Here is a 22,940-nt window from a genome sequence, read left to right as displayed (position 1 = left end):
CATCAATTAAGGATCATAACGTAAAATGACATTTCTTACATTATTTGTAGTGATACCCGTTCTGATGTTGCTTGGCCTCTGGGTGGCCCGCAACGACAGTCAGGTACGCGGTATCATGGCTGTCGGCTCGGTGGCGTTGCTCGGCCTGTCCATCTATCTGGTCTTTGCTTTCCTCGGAGCCCGCGCGACGATGCCCGCCGAACAATACCCATTCCTCTTCGGCGACGCCGTGCCTTGGTTCGAGTCTCTCCATATCTATTACCGCACGGGCGTGGACGGTATTGCCGTAGTGATGATTCTGCTCTCCGCCATCATCGTGTTCACCGGCACGTTTGCCTCCTGGCAGCAGCACCCCATGCAGAAAGAGTATTTCCTCTGGTTCACGCTGCTTTCCACGGGTGTGTTCGGCTTCTTTATCTCTGAAGACCTCTTCACGATGTTCATGTTCTACGAGGTTGCCCTCATCCCCATGTACCTGCTCATCGGCGTTTGGGGCACCGGGCCCAAGGAATACTCGGCCATGAAGCTCACGCTGATGCTTATGGGAGGCTCTGCCCTGCTCATCATCGGCATCTTGGGCATCTACTTCTACAACGGGCAGTTCAGCGGAACCTATACCATGGACGTGGCGGCCATTGCCCAGAGCCACGCCATCCCCCTGGCCGTGCAGAAGATTTTCTTCCCGTTCATCTTCATCGGCTTCGGCGTTCTCGGTGCGTTGTTCCCGTTCCACACCTGGTCACCCGACGGTCATGCCTCGGCCCCCACGGCCGTGTCCATGCTCCATGCCGGCGTGCTCATGAAGCTCGGCGGCTACGGATGCTTCCGCATCGCCATGTTCCTGCTGCCCGACGCCGCCCGTGAGCTCTCGTGGATTTTCCTCATTCTCACCACCATTTCCGTGGTCTACGGCGCCCTCTCGGCCTGTGTGCAGACCGACCTGAAGTATATCAACGCCTACTCCTCCGTGTCCCATTGCGGCATGGTGCTCTTCGCCCTCTGCATGATGACGCAGACGGCCTGCACCGGCGCCATCCTTCAGATGCTGTCCCACGGTCTCATGACGGCCCTTTTCTTTGCCGTCATCGGTATGATTTACCACCGCTGCGGCACGCGCGACGTGCGCCGGCTGGGCGGATTGATGAAAATCATGCCGTTCCTGGCCGTGGCTTATGTGGTGGCCGGCCTGGCCAACCTGGGCCTTCCGCTGTTCTCCGGCTTCGTGGCCGAGATGAATATCTTCGTCGGTTCGTTCCAGGTCAACGACCTGTTCCACCGCACCTGCACCATCATTGCCTGTACCTCCATCGTGGTCACCGCCGTCTACATCCTGCGTGTGGTGGGCAAGATACTCTATCAGCAGGTGCCCGACCAGGACTATTACAAGCTCACGGACGCCTCCTGGGACGAGCGCATCGCCGTGGCGGGCCTCATTTTCTGCGTGGCCGGCTTGGGCACGTTCCCCCTCTGGGCGCAGAACATCATCAATGACGCCGTAGGCCCGATGGTGAACCACATCATGACAACCGGCTCTCTCGCAGGTATGTAACCTCCAAAACCAGAATTATGCATATCGATTATAGTCAATTCCTCCACATGATACCCGAGGTCACGCTGATGGCCATGCTGGTTATCGTCTTTCTGGCCGACCTTTTCACGGCACCCAAGTCCGGCGTGCCCGCCGACCGCCGCTGGTTCAACCCGCTGGTGTGCGTGATGTTCGTGGCCCACATCCTCATCAACATCTTCCCCACGGAGGCCGCCACCACCTTTGGCGGCATGTATGCCACGGGCCCTGCCATCGGTGTCATCAAGACCATCCTGGCTTTCGGCACTCTCATTGTCGTGGTGCAGGCGCGCGAGTGGCTGCAGCGCGACGACACCAGCTTCAAGGAGGGCGAGTTCTATGAACTCGTCATCGCCACCCTGCTGGGCATGAACATGATGGTGAGCGCCAACCATTTCCTGCTCTTTTTCCTCGGTTTGGAAATGGCTTCCGTGCCCATGGCGTGCCTCGTGGCGTTCGATAAGTACCGCCACTACTCGGCCGAAGCCGGCGCCAAGTTCATCCTCACGGCCACGTTCTCCAGCGGCGTGATGCTCTATGGCATCAGTTTTCTCTATGGCGCCACCGGCACGCTCTACTTCGACGACGCCGTGCTCAAGCTCTCGGCCACCCCGCTCACCATTGCGGGCATGGTGTTCTTCTTCAGCGGCTTGGGCTTCAAGATTTCGCTCGTGCCGTTCCATTTCTGGACGGCCGACACCTATCAGGGTGCGCCTACGGCCGTCACCGGCTATCTGAGCGTCGTGTCCAAGGGCGCCGCCGCCTTTGCGCTCTGCGCCGTGCTGATGAAAGTTTTCGCCCCGATGGTGGAGTATTGGCAGTACATGCTCATGATAGTCATCGTGCTTTCCATCACCGTTGCCAACCTCTTCGCCATCCACCAGAAAGACCTCAAGCGGTTCATGGCTTTCAGTTCCATCTCCCAAGCCGGCTACATCATGCTGGCTGTGGTGGGCGACACGGCCATGGGCGTGACGGCCTTGAGCTATTACGTGCTCATCTATGTGGTGGCCAACCTGGCCGTCTTCTCCATCATCGCCTCGGTGGAGGAGCACAACGGCGGCACCGTTGACATGGACGACTACAATGGTTTCTACCAGACCAACCCGCGTTTGGCGTTCCTGATGACGATCGCGCTGTTCTCGTTGGGCGGCATTCCGCCGTTTGCCGGCATGTTCTCCAAGTTCTTCGCGTTCATGGCTGCCGTCGACGGCGCGCAGGTGTCCACCACTCTTGGCGCCACCATCTACGCCGTGGTGTTCATCGCCTTGGTCAACACCGTGGTCAGTCTTTACTACTATCTGCTCATCGTGAAAGCCATGTTCATCAAGCACAACGACCATCCGCTGCCCGCATTCCGGAGCCACAGCAACACCAAGCTGGCCTTGGCCGTCTGCACGCTCGGCATTGTGGCTTTCGGTGTGTGCAGTTATGTCTACAACTGGATCCACGCAGCTACGCTGGCCGGCATGTAGTCCGCCGCGCCTTGCTGCGCTTTTGTCAGCCTGTCCCGTCTCTGTCGCAGAGGCGGGACAGGCTTTTTTATGCGCCCGCCCAAGCGTGGTCGTGTGCGATTCGCCCTGCTGGCGTTCCTGCTCTGCTCCTCGGTTGTTCTTCCGCCGGTTTATGGTCGTGCGTGCTCCGCGCCTTTGTTGTTCTTTCTTTGTTTCGCGGTGCCCTGACCTTTGCTTTGCAGCCCTCGTACCACTATGCCGCCGCGGCTTTGCGTTTATGCCGTATTCGCCCGGCCGCCACGGCGTAATCGCATGGCGTTTGCGCCGTCGTCGTCCTGCGTTTGCGGGGTATTCATTTTGCCGTTGTGTGGTTTTCATCCTGACTGTATGTGGTTTTTGCCGTGAGGCCTGGCCCCTGCGGTGGGCGATTTGGGCTGAATTTATAGGATGGTATAGGATATTATAGGACTTTATAGGCGGTGCAATCTGTGAGAAAACTTGTCGGTCGGCAAGAGGTTGCTTTGTTGTTGTGTCTAAGGATTCGCGGCCTTTCCGTCTGCTTTGCGGCATAAAAAATGGTGCAAATCCTTGGAGGGCACGCTTTTTTATTGTATTTTTGCCATGTAATATTTCGGCATTGCAGTCCACGGCACCGCCCCATGCAGCCCACAGCACGGCTCTACGCGACCCGCAGCTGTGTCTTGTGTAGCTTTCGGCACCGCTCCATGCAGCCCGCAGCACGGCTCGGCAAAGCCCGCAGCATCGCCCCGCGGCGCCTCCGCCTATCGGCCTACAGCAATATCTAACCCAACAATAGTATGACTTTTAGAACTTTACTCCTCACCATGCTCTGCGCATGCGGCGGTACGTCGCTCCATGCCCAGGGTCTGTACGACGTTTCCGAGGCCTATCTCAACAACTACGACTTCGACTCGGGCTACGACTATGCCGTGGGCGAAACCGGCAACGTGGCCCAGGAAATCCGCGATGTCGCGGGATGGACCAAGGACATTTCCGTGGACTACACCATCACCGGCACCTACCAGATAGGCACGGCCAAGACCTTTAACGGGGCTGCCGTGCCCGCCACGGCCCACGACGGCACGACCGCCGGCGGCGTGCTCGCCTTGAGCACCGGCTGGGGCCAGATGCTGAAATTCTACCAGGAGGTGACGCTTCCGGCCGGCAGTTACAAGCTGGCCTCGGCTTTCTATAACGGCGGCGACAAGACGCCCGGCGGCTCGCTCGTGGCTTGGATTCCGGCCAGCGGCCCGGCCGTGCAGTCGGCCCTCACCGAATTTGCCGTGCGCGTGTGGACACCCGACACGCTCTCGTTCACCCTCACCGCCCCCACCAAGGGCCGCATCCAGGTGGGTTTCCTGGCCACGGTGAACAAGGGCAGCGGCAATCTGGCCAAGGTGTCGCTGGACTACGTGCGCCTGTTGCGCACCACACCCATCGGCTCGGCCGACGTGGATCTGAAGAAGCAGGCCCTCGCCGCCGACATCGCAGCGGCCACGGCCCGGCTGGGCGAGGCCACGGGCGAGGCAGCCGCCACGTTCCGGGCAGCCATTGCAGCGGCCCAGGCCGTGCACGACAACGCCTCGGCCACGCTGGCCGACGTGAACGAGGCCCTCATGCAGCTGGCCGAAGCCGTCGAGATTTTCTCCTGGGCCAGCCCCACGGGCGAGAAACCCACGGTGACCACCAACAAGCGTTTTGCCCGCGGCGCCACGATGGCCTTCGGACGGCTCACGGTCAGCGGCAAGGACGTGGTGGAGCAGGGCTTCTGCTGGAGCACCAGTCCCGAACCCACCATCAACGACAGTCGCACCACCAATTTTCTGAACCACAAAGGCTCCATCTACTGGATTCAGGGCCTCACGCCCGCCACGCGCTACTACATGCGCGCCTATGCCATCACCCGAGGCAAGCAGGTGGGCTATGGCGATGTCATTAAATTCTACACCATTCCCAAGGGCCGGCTGGGCTATACCATGCGCGATGGTGGCGACGCCGAGGCCCGCACGCGCATCGATGCAGCCATGAAAGCCGCCGTGAACTGGTGGAACAACCTCACGTCCATCCAGGGCGTGACGTTCAATGTGGGCCACAATCCCGGCACGCCCACGGCCGACTGCTCCTACGGCGGCTACATCCGCGTGGGCTCCAACACGAGCTATCAGCGCACCGGCACCATGCTCCACGAGATGGCCCACGGCGTGGGAGTGGGCACCCACAACCCCTGGTGGGACGGCGAGATGCGCTCCAACGGCAACCGTGGACTGTGGCTCGGCGACCGTGCCACGGAGGTGCTGCGCTTCTGGGATAACAGCGAAACGGCCACCGTCAACGGCGACAACATGCACTTCTGGCCCTACGGCATCAACGGTGCTTTCGAGGACGACGGCTCCGATGCCCTCTACATCATCCAATCGCTGCTGGTACAGGCCTTCGGCGAAGACGGCCTTCCCCCCTCGGGCGGCTTTGCCACGCCGGCCTACAGCCTCGACCAGGAAGACGACACACGCTATTATCTCAAGAACGAATCGCCCGACAACGGTCTCTACTCGGCCTATATGGTGGAGCGTGCAGACGGCTCCGTGGCCCTGCGCGAGCTGGCGGGCGAGGAGGCTGCAGCCAATGACAGTGCGGCCTGGAACGTCACCTTCGACCCCGCCCGGAGCTTCTACGCCTTCCGCAATGTGGGCACCGGCCGCTATCTGACCTATGTGCCCGCCACCGCCGCCATCACCACGACGACGGCTGCCACGCCCACGGCCAACATGCTGTTCCACCTGATGCGCAGCCGCAAGGACGTGCTTCAGGGCAGTAAGCTGCGCGGCTACTGGATCATTCGCAACACAGGCGCGGAGAGTCCCAACGCCATGAGCGCCAGAAACGGCTCTGACGTCGGCACCTCCACCTACAGTCTGGCCAACAGCGCCACGGCCCAACGCTGGTTGGTGCTCGACCAGAGCCAGATGGGCGAGCTGGAGACGCTGGCCATGACAGGCTATGCCCGCCAGCTGACAGACTATGTGGCCCTCGTGAAGAAACTGCGCGCCACGCCCCATACCGAGGACGCTCCCGGCACCGATCAGGCTCTCGACGACCGCCTGGCCGCCGTCGAGGCCCAACAGGCAACGGCCACCACGTCGGCCCAGCTGGCGGCCTTGCTTGGCGAGGCCCGCTCGGCCGGCTTCGACTTCCTGGCCAATGCCACACCGAAGAGCATGGCCCAACCTTTCGACCTCACGTTCATGATTCAGAATCCGGGCATGGACAAGCTCGACGGATGGAGCGGAACGCCGGCACTCGGACACTCGGCGGCCGAGTTCTATCAGTCCACCTTCAACTTCAGCCAGACCCTTGCGCACCTGCCCGCCGGCTGCTATCAGCTCAAGGCCCAGGCTTTCCAGCGGCCGGGATCGGCTGCTGACGCCTACACGGCCTATGCCGCGGGCACCGACAAGGTGACGACCTACCTCTATCTCGGCCCCAAGAGCGTCAAGGTGAAACAGGCCGTGGCCGACGCCCAGACGGCCAAGCTGGGTGTGGGCAGCGAGTCGACGCTGGCCTCCACGCCCGCCACCTACATCCCCAACGACATGCAGTCGGCCAGTGCCTACTTCGGTCGTGGCCTCTACGACAATGAGGTGTTCGCCGACCTCGAGGCCGACGACGCCAGTCTGCGGCTCGGCATTCGCTGCGGCTCCAGCGACAACATGTACTGGACCATCTTCGACAACTTCCGTCTGTACTACTATGGCAGCCTGACGGCCGACGTGGTGGCGGGCATCCGCGACGTGCAGCCGCGCGCGGCAACCCCTGCCGACAACGTCTACACCCTCGACGGACGGCTGGTGCGCCGCCATGCCAAGAGTCTGGAAGGTCTGCCCCGCGGCATCTACATCGTGGGCGGCAAGAAGGTGGTGCGCTGATACCGTAGCCCATGAGCCGCCCAGCCTATCGCCAGTTGACCCGGTTCATGGCCCGGTGCCGGCGGGAGATGAAAGACTCCCGCCGCATCAGGGCCGCCGAGGAGCCGCGTGCCTATCTGCTGCAGCGGCTCTACATGGTCTACAAGGAGCTCTTCGTGAAACGCCATTGGGAGTTTGCGGCCCAGCTCACGTTCAACACAATGATGGCCATCATCCCCGTGTTCGCCGTCATTTTTGCCGTGGGCCGCGGCTTCGGCTTCGAGGAGAGCATCGCCGGCTGGTGCCGCGAGGTGTTTGCCAGCCAGCCCCAGGTGGGCGAGGCCATCGTGCAGCTGGCCCGCCAGTACATCGACTACACCCACACGGGAATCATTATCGGCATCGGTTTGCTGCTGATGATGTGGAGCGTGGTGTCGCTGTTCGAGAACGTGGAAGAGGTGTTCAACAACATCTGGCACGTGCGCATCGAGCGCAGCATGGGGCGCAAGGTGGTGGACTACACGGCCATCATCTTCCTGGTGCCCATCGTCATCATCTTCTACTCGGGCGTGATGCTGTTCTTCCACTCGGTGGCGGGCTGGCTGCCCGAGTTCCAGATTCTCACGCCGGCCATGCGCATGCTCTTCGGCCTGGCGTTGCCCATGGTGCTGCTGTGGGCTTTCTTCCTCGCGCTCTACATGGTTATCCCCAACACGCGCGTGCTTTTCGGCCAGGTTTGGTTCCCTGCACTGCTGGCCAGTCTGGCCATCACGGGGCTGCAGGCCGTCTATGTGCACATCCAAGTGCTGCTCACCGGCTACAGTATTATCTACGGATCGCTGGCCGCGCTGCCGCTTTTCATGATTTGGCTGCAGGCCTCGTGGTACATCTGCATCGGCTTTGCCGAGCTGGGCCACGCCAACCAGCTGCTCAAGCTGGGTCTCCATGAAGATGCCGCCGAGCCCTCTGTGGCCGCCCGGCTGATGCAGTGCCTCGTGGTGTTGGGCGTGGTTTGCCGTCGGCAGCAGCAGGGACTCTCGCCGGCCACGCCCGGCCTTATCGGGCGGGCCACGGGCTATTCGCCCGGCCGCGTCGGTGCGTGCGTGGGACGGCTGACGGCGGCCGGACTGGTCTATGGCGTGGCCGTGGGGCCTCGGGGCGGCGGTCGCGGGCCGGCCGATGCGGGCCTGTCGGGACTTGACGGCGCGGTGCTGGGCTATGTGCCGGCCGGCGACACGTCGGGCATGACGGTGGGCAGGGCCTTGGCTGCGCTGGTGGGCGTGCTGCCCGCCGCGGGCTCCGACCCTGCCATGCCCGGCTCAGAAGTGGAAGCGCGGCTGCTGGCCGCCCTCCGGACAGGCCGCGAGGCATTGGAAAAAATAAGGGTGACGGAATTGTCCGCCACCCAATCGGTGTAGAGGTGCACGCCGGTGCGTGCGCCTGTTGACAAGTATGGGGCAAGGCTTATGCCTTGCCCCGTTTGGTTTTTTCCAGCACTTGTTTGAGATATTTCGGCGTGAAGCCCTCGGTGCTCTGCGCCACCTGTTCGGGTGTGCCCGTGCCGAGCACGCGCCCGCCGCCGCGCCCGCCCTGCGGTCCGATGTCGATCAGATGGTCGGCCAGCTTGATGACGTCGAGGTTGTGCTCGATGATGACTACCGTGTTGCCGCGGTTCACCAGCTTCTCGAGCACGTCCATCAGGATGCGGATGTCCTCGAAGTGCAGGCCCGTGGTGGGCTCGTCGAGGATGTAGAGCGTCTTGCCCGTGTCGCGCTTGCTCAGCTCTGTGGCCAGCTTCACGCGCTGGCTCTCGCCGCCCGAGAGGGTGGTGGAGCTCTGGCCGAGCTTGATGTAGCCCAGTCCCACCTCCTGCATGGCCTTGATTTTGGGCAGGATGGTGGGCACGTTCTCAAAGAATTCCACGGCTTGGTTGATGGTCATGTCGAGCACATCGGCTATGGATTTGCCCTTGAAGCGCACCTCCAACGTCTCCCGGTTGTAGCGTTTGCCGTGGCAAACCTCGCAGGGAACCATCACGTTGGGCAGGAAGTTCATCTCAATGGTCTTGTAGCCGTTGCCGCCGCAGGCCTCGCAACGGCCGCCTTTCACGTTGAACGAGAAGCGCCCCGGCTTGTAGCCGCGGATCTTGGCTTCGGGCAATCCCACGAAGAGCGTGCGGATGTCGCTGAACACGCCGGTGTAGGTGGCGGGGTTGGAACGCGGCGTCCGGCCGATGGGGCTCTGGTCCACGCTCACCACTTTGTCTATTAGGTCGAGCCCCTCCACGCTGTCGTAGGCCATCGGTTTCTTGAGCGAGCGGTAGAAATGCTGCGACAGAATGGGCTGGAGCGTCTCGTTGATGAGGGTGGACTTGCCCGAGCCCGACACGCCGGTCACCACGATGAGCTTGCCCAGGGGGAAGTTCACGTCCACCCCTTTCAGGTTGTTGCCCCGCGCTCCGCACAGCCGGATGCACTTGCCGTTGCCCTCGCGGCGCTGCGCCGGAATCTCGATGGCGCGCTCGCCGTTCAGGTATTGGGCGGTGATGGTGCGGGTCTTCAGCATGTCGGCCGGCGTTCCCTGGAACACCACCTCGCCGCCCTTGCGGCCGGCGCGCGGCCCGATGTCGACAATCCAGTCGGCCGCCCGCATCATGTCCTCATCGTGTTCCACCACGATGACCGTGTTGCCCAGGTCGCGCAGTTCCTTGAGCGAGTTGATGAGCCGCTGGTTGTCGCGCTGATGCAGTCCGATGCTCGGCTCGTCGAGAATGTAGAGCACGTTCACCAGCTGCGAGCCAATCTGCGTGGCCAGCCGTATGCGCTGGCTCTCGCCGCCCGAGAGCGTGGCCGACTGCCGGTTGAGTGCGAGGTAGTCCAAACCCACTTCGAGCAGGAAATTGACGCGTGTGCGCAGCTCTTTCACGATTTCGTGGGCTATCTTTTGCTGCTGCATGTCGAGGTGCTCCTCGGCGTGGTCGAGCCAGTCTTTCAGGTCGGCCATGTCGAGACTGGCCACTTCGGAGATGTTCTTGTCCCACACGCGGTAGGAGAGCGACTCCTTTTTCAGCCGCATGCCGTGGCACTGCGGGCATTCCGTCTCAGCCAGGAACTGGGCCGCCCACTTCTGGCTGGCTGCCGAGTCGTCGGTCTCCATGACCGTCTGCAAGTATTTCACCACGCCGTCGAAAGCCACGAAGTAGTCGCTGCTGGTGTGCACCACGTCCTTGTCGATGCGCACATCCTCGAGCGTGCCGTTCATCATCTCGTCCACGGCCTCCTGCGGAATGTCCTTGAACGGGGTCTTCAGGTCGCAGTCGTAGTTCTTGAGGATGGCCTCGAGCTGCCAGAATATCATCTGGTTCTTGTATTTGCCCAGCGGCGCGATGGCCCCCTCTCGCACGCTCAGCGTGTCGTCGGGCACCACCTTTTTCAGGTCAATCTGGTTTACGAAGCCCAGTCCCTTGCAGTGGGGACAGGCCCCTTCGGGCGAGTTGAACGAGAAGATGTTGGGTGCCGGCTCGCCATACGACAGGCCTGTGGCCGGGTCCATGAGGCGTTTGGAGAAGTTGCGCGTCTGCGCGGTCTCCTTGTCCATAATCATCAGCGTGCCGTCTCCCTGCTTCATGGCTACCTGCACGCTGCGCTTGAGCCGCTCATCGTCTTTGCCCTGCACTTTCAGCTTGTCCACCACCACTTCGATGTTGTGGTTCTTGTAGCGGTCCACTTTCATGCCGCGCGTGATTTCTTTCACCTCGCCGTCCACGCGCATGTAGAGGTATCCCTTGCGCCGCATGCTTTCGAAAAGCTCCCGATAGTGGCCCTTGCGCTGGCGCACGAGTGGGGCCAGGATGTAGATGGCGCGGTCGGTGTAGTCGGTCAGAATCATGTCGAGCACCTTTTCCTCGGTGTATTTCACCATTTTCTCGCCGCTCAGATAGCTGTAGGCCGTTCCGGCGCGTGCGTAGAGCAGACGCAGGTAGTCGTAAATCTCGGTTGTAGTGCCCACGGTAGAGCGTGGGTTTTTGTTGGTGGTCTTCTGCTCAATGCTGATAACCGGGCTCAGTCCTGATATTTTATCCACGTCGGGCCGCTCCATGTTGCCCAGGAAATTGCGGGCATAGGCCGAGAACGTCTCGATGTATCGTCGCTGCCCCTCGGCAAAGATCGTGTCGAAAGCCAGCGACGACTTGCCCGACCCCGACAGGCCGGTGATGACCGTCAGCGAGTTGCGGGGTATCTGTACGTCAATGTTCTTGAGGTTGTGCACGCGTGCGCCGAAGACCTCAATACGGTCTTCTGACAGTGAGGTAGGGGCCTCCCCCTTTCTTTCTCCATTGGGAGAGGGAAGCGGCTGCCCCGGGTCAATGTTGTGGTGTTCTGTGCTCTTGATAGAGATATATCCTTTTTGCAGGGTGTCAGTTGTACTTTTTAGCTTGTCTTGTTGGGTCGAAATCATCTTGCTTTCTTATTTATCTTCAGCGGCTGGGCTGCTCTTTAGGACACGTCTCCTCTTTGAGGAGTCACGCTCCATGCCTGCTATTCTCCCTTAGTGGTCTCTGTATATCCGCGCAGCAGGTTGACATCGCGGCGGATGTTGAACTTGCGGCCGTCGGCTCCGCGGGCTTTCACGAGCACGTAGTACACGCCCTGCTTCACGTCCTGCCCATTGAACTTGCCGTCCCATCCGCCCGCAGGGTCGTTCCAGGAGTAGAGCTTCTGGCCCCAGCGGTTGAAGATGGTGGCCTGAAACTCCACCAGACTCTGATAACCCGACTTGGCTTTGTAGACGTCGTTGATGCCATCGCCGTTGGGTGAAAAGGCATTGGGCATCTCGAGCTTGCTCTCGGCGATGGAGATGCTTAGGGGCGAGCCCTCCGATTGCCAGTACTCATTGGCGTAGGCCACGGTGTCGGTGCCCTGCACGAACGTGGCCCACAGCTCCACGTGGTGGGCTCCGGCCTCGGTGAAGGTATAGCTGGTCTCCTCTTCGTAGCGCACAAGATAGGGCCGGTCGCGCAGTGCATCCTTGTAGAAGTGCCACTCGTAGTGGGCCGTCCAGCCGTCGGCATTCTCCACGCCCGACTTGAACGTGACAGCCAGCGGGGCCGACTCGGAGATGTTGGTCTCGGTGTGCGCGTTGCCGTCAGCGTCGGTATAGGTGGCCGTGGGCGAGAGAGTGGGCGACGGGGCAGTCTGCGCCGCTGCGCCCTGAACCATCAGGCAGAGGGCCGCCAGGCAGGTCTTGATGTTCATGTTCTTCCTTTCCTTTTCCTGCAAAGTTACTGATTTCCACCCGAAAGGCCAGCCGTTTGCGGCGAAAAGATGGGGCGCGACGAGTTTTTTACGGGTTTATGTCAGACCGATGCGATATTTTTTGTATTTTTGCAAGAGTGTAGGAATGGGGCCGGGACGCGGCGAACGCGCGGCGTCCATGCCGCAATGACTGACTGAACAGACAGCACAAGACCAACAAAAATGAAAAGAATATTGAGATACGGCATGCTCGTGCTGGCCCTGCTGGCCGCCGCCGGGGCTTGGGCCCAGACGGGCAAGTGGCGCGAGATGTACAAGGTGAAGAAAAAGGATACGCTCTTTGGCATTGCCAAGAACTACGGCATCACCATCCCCGAGCTGATGGAGGCCAACCCGGAAATGAAAGTCGAGGGCTATGCGCTGAAGAAAGGCGACTATATCTTCATCCCCTTTGCCAAGCCCGCGGCGGCGCAGACCGTTGCCGCCAACCCCACGTCGCAGCCTGTGGCCACCCAGGCGAAGACCGTGCGCGTGGGCGTGATGCTGCCCTTGCACCAGGTAGACGGCGACGGCCGCCGCATGGTGGAATACTATCGAGGCTTTCTCATGGCCTGCGACAGCCTGCGCCAAGCCGGCATTTCCACCGACGTGCACGCATGGAATGTGAGCATCGACGCCGACATCAGCCAGACAACGCGCGACCCCGCCGCCGCCCAGTGCGACATTATTTTCGGGCCGCTCTACACCCATCAGGTGCGCCCGCTGGCCGAATTTTGCAAGGCCCGCGACATCCGCCTCGTCATTCCGTTCTCGATCAGCGGCGATGACGTGGCCCGTTACCGGCAGATTTTCCAGGTATGGGAGTCGCCCGACAAGCTCAACAACAGTGCCATCGAGGCTTTTCTGAAGCGTTTTCCCGACGCCCATCCCGTGTTCGTCGACTGCAACGACACCACTTCGCGCAAGGGAGTCTTCACCTTTGCCCTGCGCAACAGGCTGGCCAACAAGAACGTGGCCTACTCCATCACCAACCTGAACAGCAGCGAAGCCCTCTTTGCCAAGGCCTTCAGCAAGACCCAGCCCAACGTGGTGATACTCAACAGCGGCCGTTCACCCCAGCTCTCCGTGGCCATGGCCAAGCTCGAGAGCCTGAAAAATGCACAGCCCGCACTGCGTATCTCACTCTTTGGCTACACGGAATGGCTCATGTACACCGAGAACAATCTGGAGCGGTTCTTCCGTTTCGACACCTACATCCCCACCTCTTTTTATTACAACGCCCTCGACGCCCGCACGCGTCAGCTCGAGCAGAGCTACCGCCGTTGGTTCCATGCCGACATGCAGTATGCCCTGCCGCGCTTTGCCGTCACGGGCTACGACCACGCCCAGTTCTTCGTGCGCGGGCTGGCCTCGCTCGGCAAGGCTTTCCGGGGCACCCGCGGACAGAGCAGCTACCTGCCCCTGCAGAGCCCGCTCCTGTTCAAGCAGGTGAGCACCGCGGGCATGCAGAACGAGTATTTCCAGCTCATTCACTACACCCCCTCCGGGCGCATCGAGTCGGTGGCCTACTGACCCTCCAACCCCTTACCCTATGAACAAGACCCTCTTCTCCCTGTTGCTGCTGTTGCTGCCCGTGGGCGCACGGGCCCAGATAGGCGAGCACCGCAACACGTTCTCCGTGGGCTTCAATGGCGGATACAACATGACGACCATCCGCTTCACGCCCAAAGTGGTGCAGCAGATGCAGGGCGGCATCACTGGCGGACTGGCCATGCGCTACACCGTGGAGAAGTATTTCTCCACGATAGCCTCCATCGCCGCCGAGCTGAACTATGCCCAGATGGGCTGGAACGAGGACATCCGCACCCTCGACGACCAGCCCGTCATCAACAGTGTGACGGGACTGGCCGAGACCTATAGCCGCACCATCAACTACGTGCAGGTGCCCGTCATGGCCCATCTGGCCTGGGGACGCGAGACGCGCGGCGTGAACTTCTTCGTCAACGCCGGCCCGCAGTTCGGCGTATATCTCGGCGAGAGCACCAAGAGCAGCTTCGACTGGAACCACCGCAACATGACTGACCGGGCCAATACCATCGTGGCACAGGACACGATGGCCGTGGAAAACAAGTTTGACTACGGCATCGCTGCCGGCGCGGGCATCGAGTATAGCCATCCCCGACTGGGCCATCTGCTGCTCGAAGCACGCTACTACTACGGGCTGGGCAACATCTACGGCGACTCCAAGCGCGACTTTTTCGGGTCGAGCAACTTCGGCACCGTCACTGTGAAGATGACCTATCTTTTTGACATTACCCGCTATCTCGGCGCGCGATAGGCCGCCCGAATCACTGGCTTTAACTATTATCCACCAATACAAATCCCATCTCTTATGTTTGAAAACCAACCCAAAGGCCTCTTTGCACTGGCCTTGGCCAACACGGGCGAACGCTTCGGCTACTACACCATGCTGGCCATCTTCGTGCTCTTCCTGCAGTCCAACTTCGGCTGGAACGAGGGACTGGCCGGCACGGTCTACTCCACATTCCTCATGTTGGTCTACTTCCTGCCCATCGTGGGCGGCGCCGCGGCCGACAAGATAGGCTTCGGCCGCTGCGTCACCATCGGCATCGTGGTCATGTTTCTGGGCTATCTGCTCATGGCCGTGCCCGCCGGAGCCGGCATGCCCGCCGTGGCCATCATGGTGGCGGCCCTGCTTATGATTAGCATCGGAACGAGCCTCTTCAAGGGCAACCTGCAGGTGATGGTGGGCAAGCTCTACGACGATGCTCGCTATGCCGGGCAGCGCGACTCGGGCTTCTCCATCTTCTACATGGCCATCAACATTGGCGCCCTCTTTGCCCCCACGGCCGCATTGAAGCTCATGGCCTGGGCCCGCACTTCGCTCCACGCCAGTGAACAGACGGCTTATCACTATGCCTTCGGCGTGGCCTGCGTGTCGCTGGTGATCTCCATCGCCATCTATTACGGTTTCCGCCGCACCTTTGCCCACGTGGACAACACCGCCGCCAAGGCCACGGCAACGGTCAAGGCCGATGAGGCCAAGCCAGAGACGGCCGAGGACAAGGCCGACACGCGCAGCCGGCTGGTGGCTCTGTTCCTGGTCTTTGCCGTGGTCATCTTCTTCTGGATGGCGTTCCACCAGAACGGTCTCACGCTTACTTACTTCGCCCGCGACTTCACCCAGACCAGCGCCACGGGCTGGACGGCCATGCTCTTCGACGTGACCAACGTGGTGGCTGTCATTGTCAATATCTATGCCGCCGTGGCTGCTTTCCAGAGCAAGACCGTCCGCGGGCGCACGATTGCTGCCCTCGTCATCATTGCCTCTGCCTGTTTCATCGGCTACAAATACGGTGCGCTGATGGCCGACGGCGGGTCGGTGGAGGTCTCGGCCCCCATCTTCCAGCAGTTCAACCCGGCGTTTGTCGTGGGCCTCACGCCGCTCAGCATGGCCCTCTTCGGCTGGCTGGCCGCGCGCGGCAAGGAGCCCTCGGCTCCCCGCAAGATAGGCTACGGCATGCTTGTGGCCGGCGCCGGCTACGTGGTGATGATTCTGGCCTCCGTGGGTCTTAGCTATACGCTCACCGATGAACAGCGTGTTTCGCCCATGTGGCTCGTCAGCACCTACCTCGTGCTCACCTTTGCCGAGCTGCTGCTCTCGCCCATGGGCATCAGCTTCGTGTCCAAGGTGGCCCCACAGAAGTACCAGGGCGTGATGATGGGCTGCTGGTTTGGCGCCACGGCCATCGGCAACTTCCTGGTTCAGATTCCGGCCTATCTCTGGAAGGCACTGCCGCTCACCATGGTGTGGAGCGTGCTTGTGGCCCTCTGTCTGGCCTCGTTCGTCTTCATTTTCTCGATGATGAAGAAGCTGGAGAAAGTGTGCTGACACCCTTTCTCCTTGTTGCTTAGACCTGTGACGGCACGCATGCAGCGTGCCGTCACAGGTTCTTGTTTGTGTAGGATCTACAATTTTTTTAAGTTCTATTTGCTGATTTCAGAAAATTGACGTAATTTTGCAGACGCTTTATGGGAAGACAACATGATATTAACGAGTGAGTAGTACCCGGTGTCAGCTTTACAAGATAACGCAAAGGTGAGCGTGAGGGAGACGTAGAAACCCCAAAGACCTTTTCGTGCGTGGAACAGTTGCCGTCCCTATAAACAAAGGAATCTATCAAGATCTCCTTTTTTGATAAGTAAACCAAGAGATATATAAGCATAATTTATTCTTTAAAAACATGATGGAAATAAATCGGACGAAATTAGGAAGACGGATATATGTCTGCCCGATGGTAGAAAATATCTATGTGGAAGAAGAGAGCATGATGGAATTCAGTGGAGACCACGAGCACATCGGACAGGGAGACGGTGATTACGGCGATGCTAAACGGGGCTTTTTCTCTGACGATGACGAAGAGCAACCTCAGCGTATAAATGCTTGGGAAGATTGAAGACATTTGTAAATGTAAAGTGAATAAGACATGAAAGCAAGCCATTTATTCTTAAATATGACCATTCTGCTCACAGCAGTCGCACTGGCAGGATGTGCCGGCAACGACGCTGTGCAGGGAGAAAAACAAGGCGGTGAAAATACCGCTACCAGCAACGTGACTTTCATAGGGGACGGCGTGTTGCCCACACGTGCCGCCGATTCTCCGGCCACCCGCACTTCCATTACCCATGAGTATAAAAACGGCGCCACGGCATATTGGTCTACAGGTGACAAGGTTTGGGTAAAGAACACCTCCGGAGAATGGAAGCAGAGTAATGAAGGCACGTTCAATGACAAAAAGACACGCGGCAGATTTAATGTTTCGGGCTCATTCAACAATGGCTGTGACGTCCACTACACCGGTGACAATGGTACAGGCACTACTGTGACGATTGCTGCAAACCAGGCACAATCGGCTGCCAACGACTTCAGCCATGCTGGCAAGTCGGGTGATTGCGGAGTAGGGACTGCCTCGGGCAGTGGGGACTCATTTACTTTTACCCTCAAGCACAAGGCATCTTATCTCTGCTTCCTGCCCCGAACTTCTCATTATATGATTAAGAAGAGCAAGCTGACCAAGATAGAAGTCATTGCAAAAGATAACATTGCGGGTGTCTATAATTTCAGCAACGGCGAACTTTCCAATGCCCCCACTTCCAATGGATCCAAGACAATAACGCTCACCACGGGTGGCAGTGACGGTTTTGTTGTCAACAATGAACAAACAGACATCGGCAAAGGCTGCTACATAGTTATTGCACCGGGTACGCACACGCTCATTGTACGTTATTGGTTTAGGAATACTACGCACAGTCCAAAGAAAATAGAGAATGGCGTTGTAACTTATAATAACTTGGAAGGCACTGTCACCAAGTATATAGAGAATATGAACTGTGAGCCTGGAAAGATATATGATGTTACAGCTAATCTGGATCTTGAGGACTTCGACAAGAACGGGTACTATATGTGGGATGCCAAATCGGTCTATTGGCACGGATTCAGTGCTTGGCAGCCTACGATTAATGGCGGCTATTACGAACGTTATCCCAAAAGCGCAACCCAATCTCCTGTTAGATGGTACAACACTCCGGCTAACCACTGGGCAGAGCAGTCTGCCAAAGATTGTGCCAACGTGAACCAGATGGCTTGGTTGGTCATGAGAGGGGCTCCGCACTGGGATAACGAACTCTGGACATCGATGGGACATTTGTATGCCGGAAGGATGTGGATCAAGAGACTGAAAACTATTGGTGATGCATACGGCACTACTCTAGACCAAATGCAATACAAAGCCCCTGATAATGTAGACTATCGCTTCGTCACAAGTTATAATGATCAGGTGATAAATCGCAACATTTCTCACGACCCTCTCTTTAAGGATGAGCTTTCCGGCTACTTCCATCTTGCGCCTATCGGCCTTTACTTGGAGGGAAAAGCGTCTGATTTCGGAGAGGGAACTCTTTATTGGTCTAAGACCCGCACGCTAAATTTTGGAAACAACTTAGCCTACTGTTTAGGGGTCAACAAACAGAGAATAAGTGTCGCCTACAACGAGCGTAAATACGGGCTTCCGATATTTAAAGACTTCAAGTAAGTCTCCTGCAAAGGTGTAAGTAAGTTTCTTTTCAGAGCTTGCATCATAATTAGATGGGGCGCAAGGTTTGCTGCAAGGCAAATCTTGCGCCCTTTTTCATTCATATTTGTCCTTTCATCACTAAGGTTACAAATGTGATATTCATTATTTCAGGTATTGTAAAATAGGTTGTCAGACAAAGATGGGTAGGCCATGTAGAACACTTTGTGGGAAGACAGGAGTCATGTGTCAACGAATATTTATTGATGTCTGCTATCTGTTAACAACTGTTGTGCACGTACACACAATGCGAAAAAGTGGTTAAAAGGGATGGGATATATTTGGAATGAGGCTGATTTTGCCGTATCTTTGCATTATCAAAAGGTAAACAAGATTATTAGGTTTTTTAGGTTATTAGTTTGATTTAGGTTTTAGTTTTAGGTAGATTAGATTGTTACAGGCAATAGGTTTATTGGCTAAGGTAAACAAGATTGTTGGATATTCAGGTAACAATTGAAGCAAGAGCGTTGGGTTTCACCGTGAGGCGTGGCCCCACAATCAAGCTCCAAATGAAAGTGAGTATAATAAAAGGGCAGGACTCGTGCGAGTCCTGCCCTTTTTGATGGGTGGGGCATGGGCCGCCCCGTAGCTCTCGTTGGCATTGCGGCCCGGAGGCGGCGGTGGCTCCGGAGCCGGTCGGCGGCCTAATAATCGTTCTCGTCACTAATCTCCTCGGCCTCGTAGTTCAGATCCTCGGGGTCGGTGTCGTAGGTGGTGCGGTAGCTTTCTTCGGTGAGTTTGTCGTCGTCGAAGGTGTCGTCCTCCTCCTCTTCCTCGACCTTGAAATCCTCCTCTTCGGGCAGGTCTTCGCCCTCGTCGGCCAGCGTGTCCTCCAAGGAGTCGTCCTTGTCGGGGTCGTCCGGCAGTTCCTGAAGGGGTTCCAGTTCGGGCTTCTCCTTGGCGAAGATGGCCTCGGTCCATAGTCCTTTGGCAATCTCCAGCACCTCGTAGCCGTCGTTTACCTTACGCTCGTAGAGACCTCCGCTCTTGTGCAGACGATCCTTGGGCAAGGTGGTGGTGGAGATGTCGAAGCCCGAGAGGATGATGTCCTGCGTGCTTTGTGAAAGCGATTCCCAGCCGCCGCCGAAGTTGCGGCCCAGTACTTCGATGAGCTTGGCGGCCGAAATGTGGTGGATGTTCTCGTAGGTCAGGTCGGTCACGCGCATGATGGGCCGCTTCTTGATGGCGATTTTCTGCCGCGTGTTCTCGTCCACCCGTATGCTTCCAATCTTGAAACCGCGCTGCTCGTACTTCTTGATGACCTCCGGCTTGTCGATTTTCACCTCCTCCACCTCGAAAGCACTGCGAATGGTATCGGTGTACCGGCGCATGTTGTCTTTCAGGTCGGCATCCTTTTCGGCCGCTTCCCACATGCGGAAGACATCGTTCTCCTGTACATCCCATACGTTGCTCTTGGTCAATGTTTTAAGTGTGATAGCCTTTTTCTCTTTCATTTTGGATATGCGTTATGTGGTGCAAAAGTAGTGATTAATTTGTAATTTGCAAGCGAATCTCTATTTTAAATTCCCATCTTTTTCGCTGATTTGGCGGTAGAGTTCCTCGTATTGGCGGGCCACTTTCAGGTGGTCGTGGTGCCGGGCCACGTAGGCCCAGCTCTGTCGGCGCAGCCGGTCGATGCGTTCGGGGTGGAGCACGAGGGCTTCGAGCTCGCGGTACACGCTGTCGTAGCTGGGCTGCACGTTGATGATGGGGCGTAGTTCGTGCTCGTTCAGGATGTCGTAGTTCTCGGGTTCGCCGCCTCCCACGCAGATGATGCCGCGGCTCATGGCCTCCAAGGGGTTCATGGAGGGCGTGTAGCTGTAGAGCTGGTCGAGGATGGCGTCGGCCCCGTCCATCAGCTCTACGTACCGGGCAAAGGGCACACCCTCGGCCACGCGCAGCTGCGTGCGCCCGGGGTAGCGGGCCTCGACGGCGCGTGCCGCGGCCAGCATCACGTCGGTGCCCTTGTAGGCGCTGCGGCCGCGGCTGATGCCGATGAACAGCCTTACCGGCGCGTCCTTGGGCCGCGGGCCGGGCTCGGGGCGGCCGGTCATGTCGATGGGATAGGGGATGAAGCGCGTCTTCCCGGGGAAGAGGGGCGCGTAGCACGCCCAGTATTCGTAGAGTCCGGCCACGATGGCGTCGCTGTCGAGGGCCATCATGCGGTTGAGCCGCTCCTTGTCGGTGCCGAGCCAGTCGTGTTTTTCTTTCTCAGCCGCCGCGTCGTGGCGCAGCGTGTCGCCCAGGTTGAAGTCGCTGTAACGCAGCGGCCGCCGCGTCAGGTTCTCGTGCACCCAGTAGTAGTCCATGCCGAAGGCACCCAGCACCACGCGGCCGTTGTGCCGCCGCAACCAGCGGTAGACGGGGCGCAGCCGGGCCGCCTGCAGCTCGGCAAACATGGGATTGATGAGCTGCACCACGTCGTAACCCCGCATCCGGGGCAGCCGTGCCGCAAGCCGCGCCGCGAGCCGCACGCCGCCCCAGCGGCCCGAGGGGCGGGCCAGGTCGATGTCTCGCGGATAGTCTTTCCAGAAATCGCCGTTGCTGGCCACCGTCACCTTGTGGCCCAGCCGGCGTAGGCCGCGGGCCAGCGTGGCGTGCACGTTGCTGTATTCGCCGAGGAGCAGTATCTTCATCGTGGGTGGAGGCGGCGGTTATCTGATGGTGAGCAGCAGTAGCTGCCGGCCCATGCGCGTGCCGACGAGCCGGCGAAACAGCGTGTACTTGCGCGTATAGGCCTTATCGGGCAGGGGAAAGAGGCCGTGCCGGCGCAGTTTCCCGATGGCCTCGGCCAGCTGGTGGCGGCTGTGGGTGAGGCGGATGGTGTTGTAGAGATAGTCCATCGAGAGCTGGGCGATGCGGCGGTTCAGGGCCACGCGGTCTATTTCGGGCGCGTGTTGGGCCACGTCCTGCAAGTGGAGGATGATGTCGGTGATGTCGCTGAGACGGCGGGCGATGTGGCGATGGTCCGTCCGGCTCATGATCGACGCCTCGCGCCGCCGGTAGAAGTAGGCCTCGGCCGGTGTGGAAAACACGCGTTCGGCCCGCAGCAACAGCAGGGGCGTGAACTCCTCGTCCTCGTGCAACAGGCCCGGCGTGAAGCGCAGCGAGCCCAGGATGGCCCGGCGGAAGAGGTAGCCGCAGGCCGACGAGCGTAGATTGTTCTGGTGCATATAGGCCGCGCCGCTCACCGGCCCGTCGTAGAGGAACGGCGTCTCCGGGTGGGCTTTCTCCGTTTCGAGAAACATCACCACGTCGGGATTCTGGTAGCGGGCTATGTCGAGACAGTGCTCGTAGGGCGCGGGAAGCAGGTAGTCGTCGCCGTCGACAAACTGCACGTAGGCGCCCGTGGCGCATTGCAGACCGTGGTTGCGGGCGGCCGAGAGACCCTGGTTGGCTTGCCGCAGGTAGGTCAGCTCGTCCCAACAGCCCTGCAGGTCGTCGATGGCGGGCCGTTTGGAGCCGTCGTCCACGACGATGATCTCGCGCTCGTCGCGGTTGAGCGAGAGTTTCAGGATGCTGTCCACGCAGGTGCAGAGCATCTCGGCGGGCAGGTCGCAGGCGGTGATGATGAAGCTGACGAGCGGCTTCGGGGCAATGGGTTCCATGGGCGTTGTGGGCATGAGGGCGGGTGGCGCAGGGCAGTTCAGTCCTTGCGCCTGTGCAGCCGGTGGAAGAGTCGCGAGGCCTGGGCCAGCGGGCCGAAGCCCGTGAGCTTCAGCACGCGGGTCTTCAGACGCGTGGGTTGCAGGTTGAGGCGCGGGTTCAGGATGGGCTTGCGGCCGGTGCGCTCCATCACGTCAAGTTGGATATTGACCAGCGCAGCGTAGTAATCGTTCCACACCGGGGCCTTGGTGGCGCGCAGCCGCAGCGTGCGGATGGCCCGCAGATGGGCCTCGAGCAGCCAGCCGTAGTCCTTGCCGGTGGCGCGGCGGGTGATGGTTGTGGGGTTGTAGGTGTAGTAATAGAGGCCCGTGTCGGTGGTGGCCACGAGCCGGCACTTGCGCAGCACCTGGGGCAGCGTGGCCACATCCTCGAACGTGCGGCCCACGGGGAACTGCACGCCGTCGAACAGTTCGCGGCGGTACACCTTGTTGCAGGCGTAGCTGTGACGGTAGGCCTCGCCCCGAAGCCAGTAGGCCCGCATGTCGGTGTACTCGGCGCGGCGCAGCCGCAGCATGCGCTGGCCGGGGCCGCCGTAGTGCTCATAGATGGGGTATTCCAGCAGGTCGTAGTCGGGATGCACGCCCAGTATCTCCATGAGCAGGGCCAGCGTGTCCTCGCCCAGGAAGTCATCGGCGTCGACAAACGTCAGGTATTCGCCCCGGGCCTTGGCCAGTCCGGCATTGCGCGCCGCGCTGAGACCGCTGTTTTTCTTGAGGTGAATGGCTTGTATGCGGGCGTCCTTGGCGGCATATTTATCGCAGAGCTTGCGGCTGCCGTCGGTCGAAGCGTCGTCGACGAGGATGAGCTGCCAGTTGCGGTACGACTGGCCGATGATGCTTTCGAGGCAGCGCGGCAGTGTGGCGGCCGCCTGAAAGACGGGGATGACAATGCTGAGTTTCATGCTGCAAAGATAATAAAACTTT

Annotated in this window: 15 protein-coding genes; 9 read left to right on the top strand and 6 right to left on the bottom strand. The window is 59.5% G+C overall.

What is annotated here, in order from left to right:
• Nucleotides 1-25: 25 nt before the first annotated feature.
• The 4 genes from L888_RS0102090 (at nt 26) to L888_RS0102075 (ending at nt 8,362) form a co-directional block, all read left to right on the top strand.
• Complete coding sequence (locus L888_RS0102090; RefSeq protein WP_027951678.1) at nt 26-1,549, top strand: complex I subunit 4 family protein; 1,524 nt, start codon at nt 26-28, stop codon at nt 1,547-1,549.
• Nucleotides 1,550-1,566: 17 nt separating this feature from the next.
• On the top strand, nt 1,567-3,042 hold the full coding sequence (locus L888_RS0102085) for an NADH-quinone oxidoreductase subunit N (protein ID WP_027951677.1): 1,476 nt from the start codon (nt 1,567-1,569) through the stop codon (nt 3,040-3,042).
• A 797-nt stretch (nt 3,043-3,839) separates the two neighbouring features.
• The gene (locus tag L888_RS0102080; RefSeq protein ID WP_027951676.1) at nt 3,840-6,965 is read left to right on the top strand and encodes a hypothetical protein; all 3,126 of its coding nucleotides are present in this window, start codon (nt 3,840-3,842) and stop codon (nt 6,963-6,965) included.
• Between the two features lie 11 nt (nt 6,966-6,976).
• Nucleotides 6,977-8,362, top strand: coding sequence for a YihY/virulence factor BrkB family protein (locus tag L888_RS0102075; protein WP_027951675.1), 1,386 nt, complete (start codon nt 6,977-6,979; stop codon nt 8,360-8,362).
• 46 nt (nt 8,363-8,408) lie between these two features.
• Here the strand turns inward: L888_RS0102075 and uvrA are convergent, their stop codons facing one another.
• Complete coding sequence (gene uvrA / locus L888_RS0102070) at nt 8,409-11,402, bottom strand: excinuclease ABC subunit UvrA (RefSeq protein ID WP_005846829.1); 2,994 nt, start codon at nt 11,400-11,402, stop codon at nt 8,409-8,411.
• 80 nt (nt 11,403-11,482) lie between these two features.
• Complete coding sequence (locus L888_RS0102065; protein ID WP_015310422.1) at nt 11,483-12,199, bottom strand: gliding motility-associated C-terminal domain-containing protein; 717 nt, start codon at nt 12,197-12,199, stop codon at nt 11,483-11,485.
• A gap of 222 nt (nt 12,200-12,421) precedes the next feature.
• On the opposite strand from L888_RS0102065, the gene L888_RS0102060 reads away from it, so the two are divergent.
• The 5 genes from L888_RS0102060 to L888_RS0102040 all read left to right on the top strand — a co-directional run bounded on the left by L888_RS0102060 (nt 12,422) and on the right by L888_RS0102040 (nt 18,312).
• Nucleotides 12,422-13,771, top strand: coding sequence for a LysM peptidoglycan-binding domain-containing protein (locus L888_RS0102060; protein WP_027951673.1), 1,350 nt, complete (start codon nt 12,422-12,424; stop codon nt 13,769-13,771).
• Nucleotides 13,772-13,790: 19 nt separating this feature from the next.
• Nucleotides 13,791-14,537 (top strand): porin family protein, encoded by a 747-nt coding sequence (locus L888_RS0102055; RefSeq protein WP_044248422.1) that lies wholly within the window; start codon nt 13,791-13,793, stop codon nt 14,535-14,537.
• Nucleotides 14,538-14,591: 54 nt separating this feature from the next.
• On the top strand, nt 14,592-16,112 hold the full coding sequence (locus L888_RS0102050; protein WP_027951671.1) for a peptide MFS transporter: 1,521 nt from the start codon (nt 14,592-14,594) through the stop codon (nt 16,110-16,112).
• Between the two features lie 352 nt (nt 16,113-16,464).
• Complete coding sequence (locus tag L888_RS0102045) at nt 16,465-16,677, top strand: hypothetical protein (RefSeq protein ID WP_027951670.1); 213 nt, start codon at nt 16,465-16,467, stop codon at nt 16,675-16,677.
• A 30-nt stretch (nt 16,678-16,707) separates the two neighbouring features.
• Nucleotides 16,708-18,312 carry a hypothetical protein gene (locus L888_RS0102040; RefSeq protein ID WP_027951669.1) on the top strand — a complete coding sequence of 535 codons (1,605 nt, stop codon included), beginning with the start codon at nt 16,708-16,710 and terminating at the stop codon, nt 18,310-18,312.
• A gap of 683 nt (nt 18,313-18,995) precedes the next feature.
• Here L888_RS0102040 and L888_RS0102035 read toward each other — a convergent pair.
• The 4 genes from L888_RS0102035 to L888_RS0102020 are packed head-to-tail and all read right to left on the bottom strand — an operon-like array spanning nt 18,996 to nt 22,918.
• Complete coding sequence (locus L888_RS0102035; protein ID WP_005846814.1) at nt 18,996-19,805, bottom strand: hypothetical protein; 810 nt, start codon at nt 19,803-19,805, stop codon at nt 18,996-18,998.
• A gap of 60 nt (nt 19,806-19,865) precedes the next feature.
• A complete protein-coding gene (locus L888_RS0102030; RefSeq protein WP_027951668.1) occupies nt 19,866-20,987 on the bottom strand; it encodes a glycosyltransferase family protein in 1,122 nt (373 codons plus the stop codon).
• An 18-nt stretch (nt 20,988-21,005) separates the two neighbouring features.
• Entirely contained in the window at nt 21,006-21,959 is a 954-nt protein-coding gene (locus tag L888_RS0102025) for a glycosyltransferase (RefSeq protein ID WP_027951667.1), read from the bottom strand.
• Nucleotides 21,960-21,997: 38 nt separating this feature from the next.
• Nucleotides 21,998-22,918: a glycosyltransferase family 2 protein gene (locus tag L888_RS0102020; RefSeq protein ID WP_005846808.1), complete on the bottom strand. Its 921-nt coding sequence runs from the start codon at nt 22,916-22,918 to the stop codon at nt 21,998-22,000.
• Nucleotides 22,919-22,940 lie beyond the last annotated feature (22 nt).

This window comes from Hallella seregens ATCC 51272, from assembly GCF_000518545.1.
Lineage (GTDB): Bacteria > Bacteroidota > Bacteroidia > Bacteroidales > Bacteroidaceae > Prevotella > Prevotella seregens.
Note: the sequence above shows the minus strand (reverse complement) of the source record. Positions and strands in the feature narration are given on the sequence as shown.

Excerpts from the sequence above, each read along its gene's own strand:
- L888_RS0102090 (WP_027951678.1), top strand. The coding sequence starts at position 26 with ATGACATTTCTTACATTATTTGTAGTGATACCCGTTCTGATGTTGCTT.
- L888_RS0102085 (WP_027951677.1), top strand. The coding sequence starts at position 1,567 with ATGCATATCGATTATAGTCAATTCCTCCACATGATACCCGAGGTCACG.
- L888_RS0102080 (WP_027951676.1), top strand. The coding sequence starts at position 3,840 with ATGACTTTTAGAACTTTACTCCTCACCATGCTCTGCGCATGCGGCGGT.
- L888_RS0102075 (WP_027951675.1), top strand. The coding sequence starts at position 6,977 with ATGAGCCGCCCAGCCTATCGCCAGTTGACCCGGTTCATGGCCCGGTGC.
- uvrA (WP_005846829.1), bottom strand. The coding sequence starts at position 11,402 with ATGATTTCGACCCAACAAGACAAGCTAAAAAGTACAACTGACACCCTG.
- L888_RS0102065 (WP_015310422.1), bottom strand. The coding sequence starts at position 12,199 with ATGAACATCAAGACCTGCCTGGCGGCCCTCTGCCTGATGGTTCAGGGC.
- L888_RS0102060 (WP_027951673.1), top strand. The coding sequence starts at position 12,422 with ATGAAAAGAATATTGAGATACGGCATGCTCGTGCTGGCCCTGCTGGCC.
- L888_RS0102055 (WP_044248422.1), top strand. The coding sequence starts at position 13,791 with ATGAACAAGACCCTCTTCTCCCTGTTGCTGCTGTTGCTGCCCGTGGGC.
- L888_RS0102050 (WP_027951671.1), top strand. The coding sequence starts at position 14,592 with ATGTTTGAAAACCAACCCAAAGGCCTCTTTGCACTGGCCTTGGCCAAC.
- L888_RS0102045 (WP_027951670.1), top strand. The coding sequence starts at position 16,465 with ATGATGGAAATAAATCGGACGAAATTAGGAAGACGGATATATGTCTGC.
- L888_RS0102040 (WP_027951669.1), top strand. The coding sequence starts at position 16,708 with ATGAAAGCAAGCCATTTATTCTTAAATATGACCATTCTGCTCACAGCA.
- L888_RS0102035 (WP_005846814.1), bottom strand. The coding sequence starts at position 19,805 with ATGAAAGAGAAAAAGGCTATCACACTTAAAACATTGACCAAGAGCAAC.
- L888_RS0102030 (WP_027951668.1), bottom strand. The coding sequence starts at position 20,987 with ATGAAGATACTGCTCCTCGGCGAATACAGCAACGTGCACGCCACGCTG.
- L888_RS0102025 (WP_027951667.1), bottom strand. The coding sequence starts at position 21,959 with ATGGAACCCATTGCCCCGAAGCCGCTCGTCAGCTTCATCATCACCGCC.
- L888_RS0102020 (WP_005846808.1), bottom strand. The coding sequence starts at position 22,918 with ATGAAACTCAGCATTGTCATCCCCGTCTTTCAGGCGGCCGCCACACTG.